Raw genomic sequence first — 12,508 nt, forward strand, 5'->3', positions numbered from 1 at the left:
AGGTCGACTATGCACATCCATATTCTCGGTATTTGCGGCACTTTCATGGGTTCGATGGCGGTTTTGGCGAAGGAATTAGGCCATCACGTGACGGGTTCCGACGCCAACGTCTATCCGCCCATGAGCACTCAACTGGAAGCCCAGGGCATCGAGTTGACCCAGGGCTATGACCCGGCACAGCTGGACCCGGCGCCGGACCTGGTGGTCATCGGCAACGCCATGTCCCGTGGCAACCCGGCGGTGGAGTACGTGCTCAACAAAGGCCTGCCGTACGTGTCCGGGCCGCAATGGCTGGCCGACCATGTGTTGCAGGGCCGTTGGGTCCTGGCCGTGGCCGGCACCCACGGCAAGACCACCACCAGCAGCATGCTCGCCTGGGTGCTGGAGCACGCGGGCATGAGCCCGGGCTTCTTGATCGGTGGCGTGCCGCAGAATTTCTCGGTGTCGGCGCGCCTGGGTGGCACGCCGTTCTTCGTGATCGAGGCCGATGAGTACGACAGCGCATTTTTCGACAAGCGCTCGAAGTTCGTCCACTACCGTCCACGCACGGCGATCCTCAATAACCTCGAGTTCGATCATGCGGATATCTTCCCCGATTTGCCGGCCATTGAGCGGCAATTCCACCATTTAGTGCGCACCATCCCCAGCGAAGGCCTGGTGATCCACCCGACTACCGAGCCGGCGTTGCAGCGCGTCATTGAAATGGGTTGCTGGACGCCGGTGCAAACCACCGGTGCGGGCGGTCAGTGGCAGGTCAAGCTGCTCAAGGATGACGGCTCTGAGTTTGAAGTGATGTTCGAAGGCCAGCCCCAAGGCGTGGTCGAGTGGGACATGACCGGCCAGCACAACGTCGCCAATGCCCTGGCGACCCTGGCGGCGGCCCGGCATGTCGGCGTGGTGCCGTCCATGGGCATCGCCGCGTTGAGCGCGTTCAAAAGCGTGAAACGGCGGATGGAAAAGGTTGCCGAAGTCCGCGGCATCACCATTTACGACGACTTCGCCCACCACCCGACGGCTATTGCCACCACCCTCGACGGCTTGCGCAAGCGCATCGGTGATGCGCCGTTGATCGCTATCATCGAGCCGCGCTCCAATTCCATGAAGCTCGGTGCCCACCGCGACGGCTTGCCGGAAAGCGTGGTCGATGCCGACCAGGTGATCTGGTATGCGCCGGCCAACCTGGGTTGGGATCTGGCCGCCACCGCCGCGCTGTGTACGGTGCCGTCGATTGTCAGCAATTCGTTGGAGGGCATCATCGAACGCGTCAAAAGCCAGGCCCAGCCCGGTACCCACGTGGTGATCATGAGCAATGGCGGCTTCGGCGGCCTGCACGGCAAACTGGCCGAGGCGCTGAAATGAACACTCGCTTGCAGGGCAATGGCCCCGAACGCATCACGCTGGCGATGACTGGTGCGTCCGGCGCCCAGTACGGCTTGCGCTTGCTCGATTGCCTGGTGCGCGAAGACCGCGAAGTGCATTTCCTCATCTCCAAGGCCGCGCAACTGGTGATGGCCACCGAGACTGACGTGACCTTGCCACCCAAGACCCAGATGATGCAGGCCTTCCTCACCGAGTACACCGGTGCGGCGGCGGGGCAGATTCGTGTGTATGGAAAGGAAGACTGGATGTCGCCGGTGGCCTCCGGCTCCGGCGCGCCAGCGGCGATGGTGGTGGTGCCGTGTTCCACCGGGACGCTGTCGGCGATTGCCACCGGTGCCTGCAACAACCTGATCGAACGGGCGGCGGACGTCACGCTCAAGGAGCGTCGCCAGTTGATCCTGGTGCCCCGGGAAGCGCCGTATTCGAGCATTCACCTGGAGCACATGCTCAAGCTGTCGAACATGGGCGTGACCATTTTGCCGGCCTCGCCGGGTTTCTATCATCAGCCACAGACCATCGATGACCTGATCGATTTCGTGGTCGCCCGGATCCTCAACCTGATGAACATTCCCCAAGACATGCTGCCACGTTGGGGCGAGCATCATTTGAGCAGCGATGAATAAGCTGCTGGCGGTGTTGCTGGCGTTGCAACTGACCGGTTGCGCCACCGCCCGCACCCTCGACGCCGCCAAGCCGGGTGCTCCGGTGGTGTACGCCGGGACGCGCCTGGATCTTTATGCGCTGAACGGCGGTTGCTGCGCCAAGGACCGCTTTGGCGCTGAGGCGCCGAGCTATCCGGGCCTCGATCTGCCTGGGAGCGCGTTGCTCGATACTTTGTTGTTGCCGTTGTCGTTGTTTACGGCGTTGGGTGTGGGGTTCCAGGCGACTGGGGGGTTGTAGCAAGCAATTGCCTCACAACCTGTGGCGAGGGCGCTTGCTCCCGCTGGGCTGCGGAGAAGCCGCCAGCTTTTCCCCCTGAGATCCAAGGCGACTGCTGCGCAGTCGAGCGGGAGCAAGCTCCCTCGCCACAATGCATCCACGCAGGCGCTACAGAATCATTTCCCAAGCCTGCGCAACTCATCCGACTCCACCACCCGCACCCCATCCTGCTCTTCCAGCGCCAGGCGCCACATGGCCCGGGCCAGTTGGCAGGCTTCGATACCGTGGTACTTGCCGGGAATCAGCTTGGACAACGGCCCGGCCAGTTGCTCGGCCAGGCGCGGTTCAACCCGCTCGCCGAGCAGCAGGGAAGGGCGGCAGATGGTCAGTTGCGGCCAATCCTGGGCCTTGAGGGCCGCCTCCATTTCGCCTTTGACCCGGTTGTAGAAGATCGACGACTTCGCGTCGGCATTCAACGCACTGATCACGATGAGATGCCGCGCGCCCAGCTCCCGGGCGCGTTTGGCGAAGGCCACCACCAGGTCCAGGTCCACGGCGCGAAACGCCTGTTCGGAGCCGGCTTTCTTGATGGTGGTGCCGAGGCAGCAGAAGGCGATGTCGGCCGGGCCTTCGAGCCGTTGCAGCAACTCGGCCGGTTCCCCAACCGGATTTTCCAAGTGCGGATGCTCGGCCAGTGGCCGGCGGGAAGGCGCCAGTACCCGGGTAATGGTCGGCTCATTGAGCAGCCGATCCAACAGATGTTCCCCGGTCAATCCGGTCGCGCCGGCGAGCAAAACATGCTGAGGCGTCAAGTACATAGTGTCTCCCCCTTGATACGGTTCAGCTTAGTTGCTCTTTTTGCCCTCGTCGTTCAATGCAGCACTTCGCAATGCTTTTCGCGCTTGTTGCTTGCGCAGCAATTGCCAGTGGGACAGCACCGTCCTCGGCGCCCAGATCTGCGGTTCCGAGGCTTCGAAATTGTCCGCCTGCTCGCGTTCGGCAACGATGCCCTTGGCGCGCTTGAACGCTTGCTCCAGGTCGTCGGTCTGGTTCAGCGCCTGGGCGAACAGGGCGTCGCCGAAATAAGTGAAGTTGGCCTCCTCGGAGCAGCCGAATGACACCCGGTCGGCCCGGGACGCGGTCATGATCAACGTGCGTTCATCCTTGAGCGCCGGAATGAACCCACCGGAATAACAGGCCGAGATCACCACGATCTTGTCGCGATGCTTGAGCGGCGCCAGGACAACGGCCAGTTCGTCGGCGGGCAGGTCGGCCAGTTCCATGCGAGGTTGGTCGAGCACCAGTTCGTGCTCGCTGGTGCCGTGGCTGGTCAGGTAGATGAATATCAGGTCTTCCGGGCCGCTGCGCTCGGCCAAAGTGACGGCGGCGCGGCGCAGGCTTTCGCGGCTGGCCATGGGCCGGTCGCTGAGGTGATCGCGGTGGTTCACCAGGCGGATCTGGCCGGTCGCGCCGAAACGGCTGGCAAGCATATTGGCAACGTAGTCGGATTCACGCAGGAACACGCTCTGCTTGCCGTCGCCGCCCAGGGTCAGGCTGTACAGTTCCACCTCAGGCGTCGACGCGGGGATATCGGCCAGCGCTTCGTCGAGCAGGCGGCCTTGGGCCAGGATGCCGCGTTCGAGCACGTCCGGCAGCAGCTTGCCGTCGGCGTCGCGTATCCGCAGGCCGTTGGCCCAGGTGCCGCTTTGCACCGTGCCGTCGGTCAGTACCAAGGTGCCGCGCCCGTGGTAGCTGTCGCTTTCGAACTGGCCCACGTAGAAGCTGCCATCGGGTAGGTTGAGGCGGCCCTCGCCGGTGAAGCGCCATTCGTTGAACTGGCCGAGATAATGACTGCCGTCCGCGCCAATCAGTTCGCCTTTGCCGGTCAGCGCGCCGTCCTTGAACTGGCCGATCCAGACATCGCCGTCGGCATTTTCATAACGCCCCCGACCGTTGAGTTGGTTGTTGCGGAAACCGCCGATGTAGACGTCGCCTTCGGCACTGTTGAACGTGCCCTTGCCCTGGAGCTGGCCGTCGACGAAATGCCCGGTGAACTGGTTGCCGCTGGCATCGAAGCGCTGGCCTTCGCCGTTGGGCTTGCCGTTGGCGAACGGGCCTTGATACTGGCTGCCATCGTCGAGTTCGAGACGCCCGAGGCCGGAGTAACGGTCGGCCTTGAATTCGCCCCGATAGGTCATGCCGTTTTCCTTGAGCGTCCCTTCGCCGTCCCGCCGGCCTTGCTTGAAGCCGCCGGTGTAGCTGCTGGTCGGTGTGGTCAGGCTGCCCTGGCCATGGAACAGGCCTTGCTCGAATTGGCCGCGATAGACCTCGCCATTGCTGCCATGCCACTCCCCGGTGCCGTGCCACTGGCCCTTGTCGAACTGGCCGGCGTACCAGCTGCCGTTGGGGTAATCGATGCGTCCCTGGCCTTGCAACAGGCCGTCCACCAGGTCGCCGCGATAACGCCCGCCATCGGGCAGGCGTGCATCGGGAGGCAGCAGCGATTCGCCATCGCCGCAGGCTGTGAGCAGGAGGGCCAGGGTCAGGGGTACAAGTGCGCGCATAACGGGATCCAGGTAATCAGGCGACGAGTATGCCGCAGCTATGCGCGTTGACGCGATGCGAAACTGCATGAGCGGTTTCGCGACCGCGAGGGTCTACACGAAGCAGAGCGACAGTGGCTCGGCGATGTAGGCCGGTTTTTCCGAACCTTCGATTTCCAGCGTGGCGGTGGCCTTGAGCAGCCATTGGCCAGGTTTTTTCTCGGTCACGTCCACCAGATCGACCTTGAGCCGGACCTTGGAGTCGACCTTCACCGGCTGGATGAAGCGCACGCTGTCGAGCCCGTAGTTGACGACCATCTTCACACCCTCGGGCAGGATCAGGATGTCTTCCATCAATTTGGGCATCAGCGACAGCGACAGGAAACCGTGGGCGATGGTGCTGCCGAACGGGGTCTGCGCGGCCTTGACCGGGTCGACATGGATGAACTGGAAGTCGCCGGTGGCTTCGGCGAACAGGTTGATGCGGTCCTGGTCGATGGTCAGCCAGTCGGAACATCCCAGTTCCTTGCCGACATAATCCTTGAGCGCTGTAACGGGAACGTAGGGCATTGAGACTCTCCTTGGTTCATCTGTCCTGCTTTTATGGAACGGGGGTCTGCGCCCCCGAGAACCACTGTAGATCAACATGGCCGACCGGGAAGGTCATCGACCATGCTTTTTACGAATGCCGAACCATAGCGTGGGCGTGCTTATAATGCCGGCGCATTCTTTGAACACGTGTTGCGGGGGAAAGAGCGGATGTTGCTACGGGGCCTGACCTGGCTGGTGCTGTTCCAATTGCTGGGCACTGCCATCAACCATTTGTTCCTACCGATCCTGCCGGGGCCGATCGTTGGCCTGCTGCTGATGCTGGGCTACCTGATCACTCGCGGCGAAGTCAGCGAGCCGTTGAACCTGGCCGCCAGCAGCCTGTTGCGCTACCTGCCGTTGCTGCTGGTGCCGCCGGCGGTTGGGGTGATGGTCTATGCCCGGGCGATCGCCGCCGATTTCTGGGCGATTGTCGGTGCGCTGATGTTGTCGTTGGTCCTTTCGGTGGCGTTGACGGGAGTGATGATGCAGCGCCTGGCCCGGCGCCACAGTCTCGAGCCGGAGGACGCCCCATGATGTTCGATTGGCAAGGCGCCTGGACCTCGGTCATCCATCACCCGCTGTTCGGCATCGGCATTACCCTGGGCGCCTATCAATTGGTGCTGGCGGCGTTCGAGAAGACTCGCTGGGTGTTTCTTCAGCCGGTATTGATGTCGATGCTGGTGTTGATCGCCGTGCTGGTGGGCTGCGGCATCAGTTACGCCGAGTACCGCAAGAGCACCGAGATCCTGAGCATTCTGCTGGGGCCGGCAACCGTGGCCCTGGCGGTGCCGTTGTACTTGAACCTGCGGCGAATCCGCCAATTGTTCTGGCCGATTTTTACTACGCTGGTGGTAGGCGGGGTGTTCGCCACCGGTTCCGCGGTGGTGCTGGGCTGGGCGTTTGGCGCCGAGCACATGATCCTCATGACGATGGCACCCAAGTCGGTGACGTCGCCGATCGCCATGCTGGTGGCCGAGCAGATTGGCGGCGTGGCGGCCATGGCGGCGGTGTTCGTGCTGATCACCGGTGTGCTGGGGGCGATCCTGGGGCCGAGTATTTTGACCCGATTGGGTGTCCACAGCCCTGAAGCGCGGGGCATGGCCCTGGGCCTGACCGCCCACGCGGTGGGCACCTCGGTGGCGTTGCAGGAAAGCGAGGAGACCGGCGCCTTCGCGGCCCTGGCGATGAGTTTGATGGGCGTGGCCACGGCGGTGCTGCTGCCGCTGGTGGTGTCGATGACTGTTTAAGGAATGGGTTATGAGCTTGCCGCTGTTCCCGTTGAACACTGTGTTGTTCCCCGGTTGCACTCTTGATCTGCAAATCTTCGAGGCGCGTTACCTCGACATGATCGGGCGCTGCATGAAAAAAGGCGAAGGTTTTGGCGTGGTGTGCATCCTCGATGGCGAGGAAGTCGGCATTGCGCCCGATGGCTACGCGCGGGTCGGGTGTGAAGCGCTGATCACCGATTTTTCCCAGCAGGAAAACGGTTTGCTGGGGATCCGCGTGCAAGGCGCACGGCGTTTCCTGGTGCACAGCACCAGCGTCCAGGCGGATCAGCTCACCGTGGCGCAGGTCGAGTGGCTGGAGGACGAGCCGGAACAACCGTTGCAAGATGAAGATGCCGACCTGGTGGCGCTGCTCAAGGCCCTCGCCGAACACCCGATGGTCGAGGCGCTGAACATGGGCACCGAAGCCAAGGGCCAACAGTCCCTCGCCAATCAGCTGGCCTATCTGCTGCCGTTCAATGAACTGGACAAGATCGACCTCCTGCAACTTGACGACCCGCAACAGCGGCTGGATGCGATCCAAGCGCTGTTGGATGAATTACAGGGCGAACTGTTTGCCTGACATCAATAGGCATACCGCAACATCGCATGCGGCAGGTGCCGCAGGGCGAAGAAGCTGAAGGCCGCCAACAGCGCCGGCAGGACCAGCCACCAGACTCTTGGCGACATGGCGCGCAGCGGTTCCTGGCGCTGGGTCAGCCACAGGACGGCGGCGCAGACGGTGGCGGCGAGCATGGCGCCGGCAACGATGTCGCTCGGCCAATGCGCCCCGAGGTACACCCGCGACAGGGCGATGGCCAGGGCCGGCAATGCGCCTAGCAGCAGCCAGGTCAAGCGCAGGCGCGGCGGCTGTCCCCGGCCGGCCAGCACGGCGAGGGTCAGGAACAGCGCGAATGCGCCAGAAGCATGGCCGCTGGGCATGCTGTAGCTGGTCAACGGTTCGCTCAGGATCTCAGGGCGCACGCGGGCGAAAAACAGTTTGGAGCCGGTGTTGGCCAGGGCCGTGAGCAGCATCGTGCCCCCGGCAAAGATTGCCTGGCGCCATTGGCGTCCCAATAACAACAGTCCGGTAACCAGGGCGCTGAAGATCAGCATGTAGCGGAATTCGCCGATCAGCGTGAAGGTCACGGCGATTTCATCCAGCGTTGCGCTGCGATGTTCCTGGACCAGGGCAATCAGGCCCTGGTCGAAGGCCGTCAGGTAGCGAAAACCAATGAACAGGCCGATCAGGATGGCCAGGCCAACACCCGCGATGATTGCCGAGGCATGACGATGACGACGCAGGCTGCTGTTGACGCTCAGGCCGAGCATCACCGCGATGCTGCCGATGACGACGCCGGCTTGTGGCCAGAAGCCTTCGGGCAGTGGCAGGCGGAACGCCGCTCCGGTGGCCCAGCCGGGAAGCAGGTAGGCAACGGTCCAGCCTGCCGCCGCCACCACGCTGACGACCGCGAAGCGTGGGAACGGCATGTCGCACATCCCGGCCACCATCGGCAGCATCGGCCTCAGCGGGCCGATGAAACGCCCCACCAGCAGGCTGGCGATACCGTAGCGCTGGAAATAGCTTTCCGCTGCGCTCATCCATTCCGGATGTTGTCGCAGCCCCGGCAGGCGCCGGATGTTCTGGTGGAAATGCCGCCCGAGAAAGTACGAAACCAGATCCCCCAGCAATCCGCCGAGAAGGCCCAGCAGCAAGGTTTCGCCCAGGGACAACGCCCCACTGCCGGCCAGCACCGCGATGGCGAACAACAACACCGTGCCCGGCACAATCAACCCGGCAATGGCCAGGCATTCAACGCAAGCGACGACAAACACCGCCACCGCCAGCCATTGTGGGTTGACGGTCAGCCAGCCGGTAATGCTATCGAGCCATTGGCCCATAAAGACAACTCCATTGAATATTGATGGGCATGCACGGCGTTGTGTTCAGGACAGCAAAACATAATCCCGGCCCTCGACCTGTCCGCGCCGCAGCGGGTTGCGGGTACACCATTGCGCGTAGGCGGCATCGACGAAGCGGTAGGGCAGGTGTTCGTCTCGTCCCAGTGGAATGCCCAGGCGAGTGGTCTGGATCACATTCACCGTCGGCACGCCCACATCTTCCACCAGCAGCCGTTCAGGGTCGAAGCGTTTGGCGTCCCAGTCCGGCACTTTCAGGCCCAGGGCCTTGCACAGCAAGGTCTGGCCGGCACACAGCTTTTGTGGCGCGCGTGGTCGGCCTTGGGCGTCGGGATTGTTGAGGAGCATCCGCGCCAGGCTGTCCGGGCCGCTGATGGCATCCACCCAGGGATACGCAGACTTGATCAACACCGCATTACCCGGGCCTTGCGCACTGAAATTCAGTGAATCGCCGCCCCGGGCGTAATACATATAGATGTGGCCGCCATCGAGAAACAACGCCCTGCGCTTTTCCGTATAGCCCAGGGAGGCGTGGCTGCCTTTCTCGGCGAAGTAATAGGCTTCGGTCTCGATGATCCGCGCACTGAGCCACAGGCTGCCGACCTTGTGGCGAATGACCTTGCCCAGCAGGTCCCGGGCGAGCACCTGGGCGTCGCGATCAAAAAAAGCGTGTGGCAAAGCGATGGGTACGGAAGGCGAATCGGTCATGTCGATGGACGAAGTAAGGCCAAAAGTAGCGCGATGATAACAATGGAAAGCTTAATTACCGCTGAACATTCACGGAAACATTCACGTTCGATGGCTGTTTTGCGCCTCCGCCGGTCACCGCTGTGAGTCCATGCTGTTAGTCGAGGGTTACGACAGCTATAATCTGCCGCTTTCCTCTTTGCCAAGACCACACAGACCATGACTGAGTCCGTTCTTGACTACATGACCCGCCTGGGTCGCGCCGCCCGCGAAGCGTCGCGCGTCATCGGCCGTGCCAGCACCGCGCAGAAAAACCGCGCCTTGCAGGCCGCCGCCAACGCGCTGGACGCGTCTCGCGCCGAGTTGTCCGCCGCCAATGAGCTGGACCTGGCCGCTGGCCGGGCCAATGGTCTGGAGCCGGCCATGCTCGAACGCCTGGCGCTGACACCAGCGCGCATCGACGGCATGATCGTCGGTCTGCGCCAGGTCGCGGCACTGCCGGACCCGGTCGGGGCGATCCGCGACATGAGCTATCGGCCATCGGGTATCCAGGTCGGCAAGATGCGCGTGCCCCTGGGCGTGGTCGGGATCATCTACGAGTCGCGGCCGAACGTGACCATCGACGCCGCGAGCCTGTGCCTGAAGTCCGGTAATGCGACCATCCTGCGTGGCGGCTCCGAGGCGATCCATTCCAACCGCGCCATTGCCGCCTGCATCCAGCGTGGCCTGGCCGAAGCCAACCTGCCGGCCGCCGTCGTGCAAGTGGTGGAAACCACCGATCGCGCCGCGGTCGGCGCGCTGATCACCATGCCCGAGTTTGTGGACGTCATCGTGCCCCGCGGCGGCAAGGGCCTGATCGAGCGCGTCAGTCGCGACGCCCGCGTGCCGGTGATCAAGCACCTGGACGGCATCTGCCATGTCTACGTCAGCGCCCACGCCGAATTGCCGAAGGCCCAGCGCATTGCCTTCAACGCCAAGACTTATCGTTATGGCATCTGCGGTGCGATGGAAACCCTGCTGGTGGACCAGGCCGTAGCCAAGGATTTCCTGCCGTCGATGGCTGCCCAGTTCCGCGAAAAAGGCGTCGAGCTGCGTGGTTGCGAGCGCACGCGGGCAATCATCGAGGCCGTTGCGGCCACCGAAGAAGACTGGGATACCGAATACCTGGCGCCGATCCTGTCGATCCGCGTGGTCGATGGGCTCGACCAGGCGATCGAGCATATCAACCGTCATGGCTCCCATCACACCGACGCCATCGTCAGCGAACACCAGGGCGAAACCCGAAGTTTCGTGGCGCAAGTGGACTCTGCTTCGGTGATGATCAACACCCCGACCTGCTTCGCCGATGGCTTTGAATACGGATTGGGTGCCGAGATCGGCATTTCTACTGATAAGCTGCACGCCCGCGGTCCGGTGGGCCTCGAAGGCCTGACCTGCGAGAAGTACATCGTGGTCGGTGACGGCCAGTTGCGCGGACAGGAGCCGGCCTGACTTGGGCGACCTCGACCCACTGGCCTCTATGACGATGCCCGTTGTGACGGCGATCGCGCCAAAGCGCATTGGTATCCTGGGTGGCACATTCGACCCGGTGCACATCGGCCATCTGCGCGGTGCGCTGGAAGTCGCCGACGCGCTGGCCCTCGATGAGTTGCGCCTGACGCCCAGCGCCCGGCCGCCTCATCGGGACACGCCGCAGGTGTCGGCCCGGGATCGCCTGGCGATGGTCGAGTGCGCGGTGGCCGGCGTGGCGCCGTTGGTGGTGGATGCCCGCGAATTGCAGCGGGACAAACCGTCCTACACCATTGATACCCTGGAGCTGATGCGTGCCGAACTGGCCGCTGATGCCCAGGTTTTTCTGCTTCTGGGCTGGGACGCTTTTTGCGGCCTGCCCACTTGGCATCGCTGGGAAGAGTTGCTCCAGCATTGCCACATCCTGGTGCTGCAACGCCCGGATGCCGACAGCGAACCGCCGGATGCCTTGCGCAACCTGCTGGCGGCGCGCTCGGTGAGCGACCCGCTGGCCCTCAAGGGGCCGAGCGGACAGATTGCATTCGTCTGGCAGACGCCGCTCGCGGTATCCGCCACCCAGATCCGTCAACTGCTGGCCAGCGGTAAGTCGGTACGTTTCCTGGTGCCCGACGCGGTCCTGGCCTACATCGATGCGCACGGGCTGTACCGTGCGTCGAACTGAACAAGGCGTGCTCCGCCGACACGAATCCACGTGTACCGAGCACCCGAACACATGAGCAAAACGAGTTTTCTATGACTGACAAAGACCTGAACAAAGTTAAGCGCAAGGGCACCTTCAAGAGCGCCCCGCTGCCGGTAGAAGCACACGCCGGCGTGGCGCTGACCGGCGAAGAGCTGGTCAAGGTGGCCGTGGCGGCCCTGGAAGACGTCAAGGCCCAGGACATCCAGGTGATCGACGTTCGCGAGAAGCAGAGCATCACCGACTACATGATCATCGCCACCGGTACCTCCAATCGCCAGATCAATGCGATGCTGGAAAAAGTTCGCGAAGAAGTCAAAAAGCAAGGCGCCAAGCCGTTGGGCGAAGAAGGCAAGGGCGAAAGCGACTGGGTGCTGCTGGACATGGACGATGTCATCGTTCACATGATGACCGCGTCGGCGCGCCAGTTCTACGACCTGGAACGCCTGTGGGCAGGCGCCGAGCAGAGCCGTTCGGCCAGTGCCGCGCACCACAGCCCGGAAAACTCCCATGAGCACTTCACCAAGCTCAACAAAGACCAGCAATAAGGGATCGCTGTGCGACTGCGCCTGATCGCCGTCGGTTCTCGCATGCCCAAGTGGGTGGAAGAAGGCTGGCATGAATATGCCAAGCGTCTTCCGTCCGAGCTGGCCCTGGAACTGGTGGAAATTCCGCTCAATACCCGTGGCAAGAACGCTGACGTGGCGCGTTTCATCCGCCAGGAAGGCGAAGCCATGCTGGCCAAGGTCGGGCCGAACGAGCGGATCGTCACGCTCGAAGTCCACGGCAAGCCCTGGAGCACCGAGCAACTGGCGGTGGAGCTCGATCGCTGGCGATTGGATTCGCGCACGGTCAATTTCATGGTCGGTGGCCCGGAAGGGCTGGCGCCTGAAGTCTGTGCGCGGGCCGATCAGCGCTGGTCGTTGTCGCCCCTGACGTTGCCGCACCCACTGGTGCGGATCCTGATCGGTGAACAGTTGTACCGTGCCTGGACAGTCTTGTCCGGGCACCCTTATCACAAGTAATCCTGCCCT

At 63.1% G+C, this 12,508-nt stretch carries 15 protein-coding genes; 10 read left to right on the forward strand and 5 right to left on the reverse strand.

Translation table 11 applies throughout. The features are described from left to right. Positions 1 to 9: 9 nt before the first annotated feature. The 3 genes from mpl to M1D68_RS03315 are packed head-to-tail and all read left to right on the forward strand — an operon-like array spanning position 10 to position 2,280. Complete coding sequence (gene mpl / locus M1D68_RS03305) at positions 10 to 1,359, forward strand: UDP-N-acetylmuramate:L-alanyl-gamma-D-glutamyl-meso-diaminopimelate ligase (RefSeq protein WP_457969273.1); 1,350 nt, start codon at positions 10 to 12, stop codon at positions 1,357 to 1,359. Continuing rightward, positions 1,356 to 2,003 (forward strand): flavin prenyltransferase UbiX, encoded by a 648-nt coding sequence (ubiX, locus tag M1D68_RS03310; RefSeq protein ID WP_420767346.1) that lies wholly within the window; start codon positions 1,356 to 1,358, stop codon positions 2,001 to 2,003. Before mpl ends, ubiX begins: the two co-directional genes overlap by 4 nt. Beyond that, entirely contained in the window at positions 1,996 to 2,280 is a 285-nt protein-coding gene (locus tag M1D68_RS03315; protein WP_045157038.1) for a YceK/YidQ family lipoprotein, read from the forward strand. The genes ubiX and M1D68_RS03315 overlap by 8 nt, the downstream gene beginning before the upstream one ends. A gap of 155 nt (positions 2,281 to 2,435) precedes the next feature. On the opposite strand, the gene M1D68_RS03320 is transcribed toward M1D68_RS03315, so the two are convergent. The 3 genes from M1D68_RS03320 to M1D68_RS03330 form a co-directional block, all read right to left on the reverse strand. Continuing rightward, positions 2,436 to 3,077 (reverse strand): oxidoreductase, encoded by a 642-nt coding sequence (locus M1D68_RS03320; RefSeq protein ID WP_457969274.1) that lies wholly within the window; start codon positions 3,075 to 3,077, stop codon positions 2,436 to 2,438. A 27-nt stretch (positions 3,078 to 3,104) separates the two neighbouring features. After that, the gene (locus M1D68_RS03325) at positions 3,105 to 4,823 is read right to left on the reverse strand and encodes a C13 family peptidase (protein ID WP_420767344.1); all 1,719 of its coding nucleotides are present in this window, start codon (positions 4,821 to 4,823) and stop codon (positions 3,105 to 3,107) included. Positions 4,824 to 4,916: 93 nt separating this feature from the next. Next, entirely contained in the window at positions 4,917 to 5,372 is a 456-nt protein-coding gene (locus tag M1D68_RS03330) for a MaoC family dehydratase (protein ID WP_039594307.1), read from the reverse strand. A 189-nt stretch (positions 5,373 to 5,561) separates the two neighbouring features. On the opposite strand from M1D68_RS03330, the gene M1D68_RS03335 reads away from it, so the two are divergent. Genes M1D68_RS03335 through M1D68_RS03345 form a run of 3 tightly spaced genes read left to right on the forward strand, consistent with a single transcriptional unit; the run spans position 5,562 to position 7,241 of the window. Further along, positions 5,562 to 5,927 (forward strand): CidA/LrgA family protein, encoded by a 366-nt coding sequence (locus M1D68_RS03335; RefSeq protein ID WP_457969276.1) that lies wholly within the window; start codon positions 5,562 to 5,564, stop codon positions 5,925 to 5,927. Further along, on the forward strand, positions 5,924 to 6,640 hold the full coding sequence (locus M1D68_RS03340) for an LrgB family protein (protein WP_420767341.1): 717 nt from the start codon (positions 5,924 to 5,926) through the stop codon (positions 6,638 to 6,640). Before M1D68_RS03335 ends, M1D68_RS03340 begins: the two co-directional genes overlap by 4 nt. A gap of 10 nt (positions 6,641 to 6,650) precedes the next feature. Next, entirely contained in the window at positions 6,651 to 7,241 is a 591-nt protein-coding gene (locus M1D68_RS03345) for an LON peptidase substrate-binding domain-containing protein (RefSeq protein ID WP_420767340.1), read from the forward strand. Between the two features lie 2 nt (positions 7,242 to 7,243). Here M1D68_RS03345 and M1D68_RS03350 read toward each other — a convergent pair whose 3' ends face one another. Beyond that, the gene (locus M1D68_RS03350; RefSeq protein ID WP_457969278.1) at positions 7,244 to 8,560 is read right to left on the reverse strand and encodes a bifunctional DedA family/phosphatase PAP2 family protein; all 1,317 of its coding nucleotides are present in this window, start codon (positions 8,558 to 8,560) and stop codon (positions 7,244 to 7,246) included. Positions 8,561 to 8,605: 45 nt separating this feature from the next. Next, positions 8,606 to 9,286 carry a DNA-3-methyladenine glycosylase gene (locus tag M1D68_RS03355; RefSeq protein ID WP_434562126.1) on the reverse strand — a complete coding sequence of 227 codons (681 nt, stop codon included), beginning with the start codon at positions 9,284 to 9,286 and terminating at the stop codon, positions 8,606 to 8,608. A 198-nt stretch (positions 9,287 to 9,484) separates the two neighbouring features. Here M1D68_RS03355 and M1D68_RS03360 point away from each other — a divergent pair, with 198 nt between their 5' ends. The 4 genes from M1D68_RS03360 to rlmH all read left to right on the forward strand — a co-directional run bounded on the left by M1D68_RS03360 (position 9,485) and on the right by rlmH (position 12,499). Further along, positions 9,485 to 10,756, forward strand: a complete 1,272-nt coding sequence (locus M1D68_RS03360; protein ID WP_420767337.1) for a glutamate-5-semialdehyde dehydrogenase — start codon at positions 9,485 to 9,487, stop codon at positions 10,754 to 10,756. Positions 10,757 to 10,784: 28 nt separating this feature from the next. Next, complete coding sequence (gene nadD / locus M1D68_RS03365) at positions 10,785 to 11,456, forward strand: nicotinate-nucleotide adenylyltransferase (RefSeq protein ID WP_162488984.1); 672 nt, start codon at positions 10,785 to 10,787, stop codon at positions 11,454 to 11,456. Positions 11,457 to 11,527: 71 nt separating this feature from the next. Beyond that, a complete protein-coding gene (gene rsfS / locus M1D68_RS03370; protein WP_420767336.1) occupies positions 11,528 to 12,022 on the forward strand; it encodes a ribosome silencing factor in 495 nt (164 codons plus the stop codon). Positions 12,023 to 12,031: 9 nt separating this feature from the next. After that, a complete protein-coding gene (gene rlmH, locus M1D68_RS03375; RefSeq protein ID WP_003185785.1) occupies positions 12,032 to 12,499 on the forward strand; it encodes a 23S rRNA (pseudouridine(1915)-N(3))-methyltransferase RlmH in 468 nt (155 codons plus the stop codon). Positions 12,500 to 12,508: the final 9 nt, after the last annotated feature.

Source organism: Pseudomonas sp. R4-84 (genome assembly GCF_054130985.1).

Coding starts and splice junctions, on each gene's coding strand:
- mpl (WP_457969273.1), top strand. CDS start 10: ATGCACATCCATATTCTCGGTATTTGCGGCACTTTCATGGGTTCGATG.
- ubiX (WP_420767346.1), top strand. CDS start 1,356: ATGAACACTCGCTTGCAGGGCAATGGCCCCGAACGCATCACGCTGGCG.
- M1D68_RS03315 (WP_045157038.1), top strand. CDS start 1,996: ATGAATAAGCTGCTGGCGGTGTTGCTGGCGTTGCAACTGACCGGTTGC.
- M1D68_RS03320 (WP_457969274.1), bottom strand. CDS start 3,077: ATGTACTTGACGCCTCAGCATGTTTTGCTCGCCGGCGCGACCGGATTG.
- M1D68_RS03325 (WP_420767344.1), bottom strand. CDS start 4,823: ATGCGCGCACTTGTACCCCTGACCCTGGCCCTCCTGCTCACAGCCTGC.
- M1D68_RS03330 (WP_039594307.1), bottom strand. CDS start 5,372: ATGCCCTACGTTCCCGTTACAGCGCTCAAGGATTATGTCGGCAAGGAA.
- M1D68_RS03335 (WP_457969276.1), top strand. CDS start 5,562: ATGTTGCTACGGGGCCTGACCTGGCTGGTGCTGTTCCAATTGCTGGGC.
- M1D68_RS03340 (WP_420767341.1), top strand. CDS start 5,924: ATGATGTTCGATTGGCAAGGCGCCTGGACCTCGGTCATCCATCACCCG.
- M1D68_RS03345 (WP_420767340.1), top strand. CDS start 6,651: ATGAGCTTGCCGCTGTTCCCGTTGAACACTGTGTTGTTCCCCGGTTGC.
- M1D68_RS03350 (WP_457969278.1), bottom strand. CDS start 8,560: ATGGGCCAATGGCTCGATAGCATTACCGGCTGGCTGACCGTCAACCCA.
- M1D68_RS03355 (WP_434562126.1), bottom strand. CDS start 9,286: ATGACCGATTCGCCTTCCGTACCCATCGCTTTGCCACACGCTTTTTTT.
- M1D68_RS03360 (WP_420767337.1), top strand. CDS start 9,485: ATGACTGAGTCCGTTCTTGACTACATGACCCGCCTGGGTCGCGCCGCC.
- nadD (WP_162488984.1), top strand. CDS start 10,785: ATGACGATGCCCGTTGTGACGGCGATCGCGCCAAAGCGCATTGGTATC.
- rsfS (WP_420767336.1), top strand. CDS start 11,528: ATGACTGACAAAGACCTGAACAAAGTTAAGCGCAAGGGCACCTTCAAG.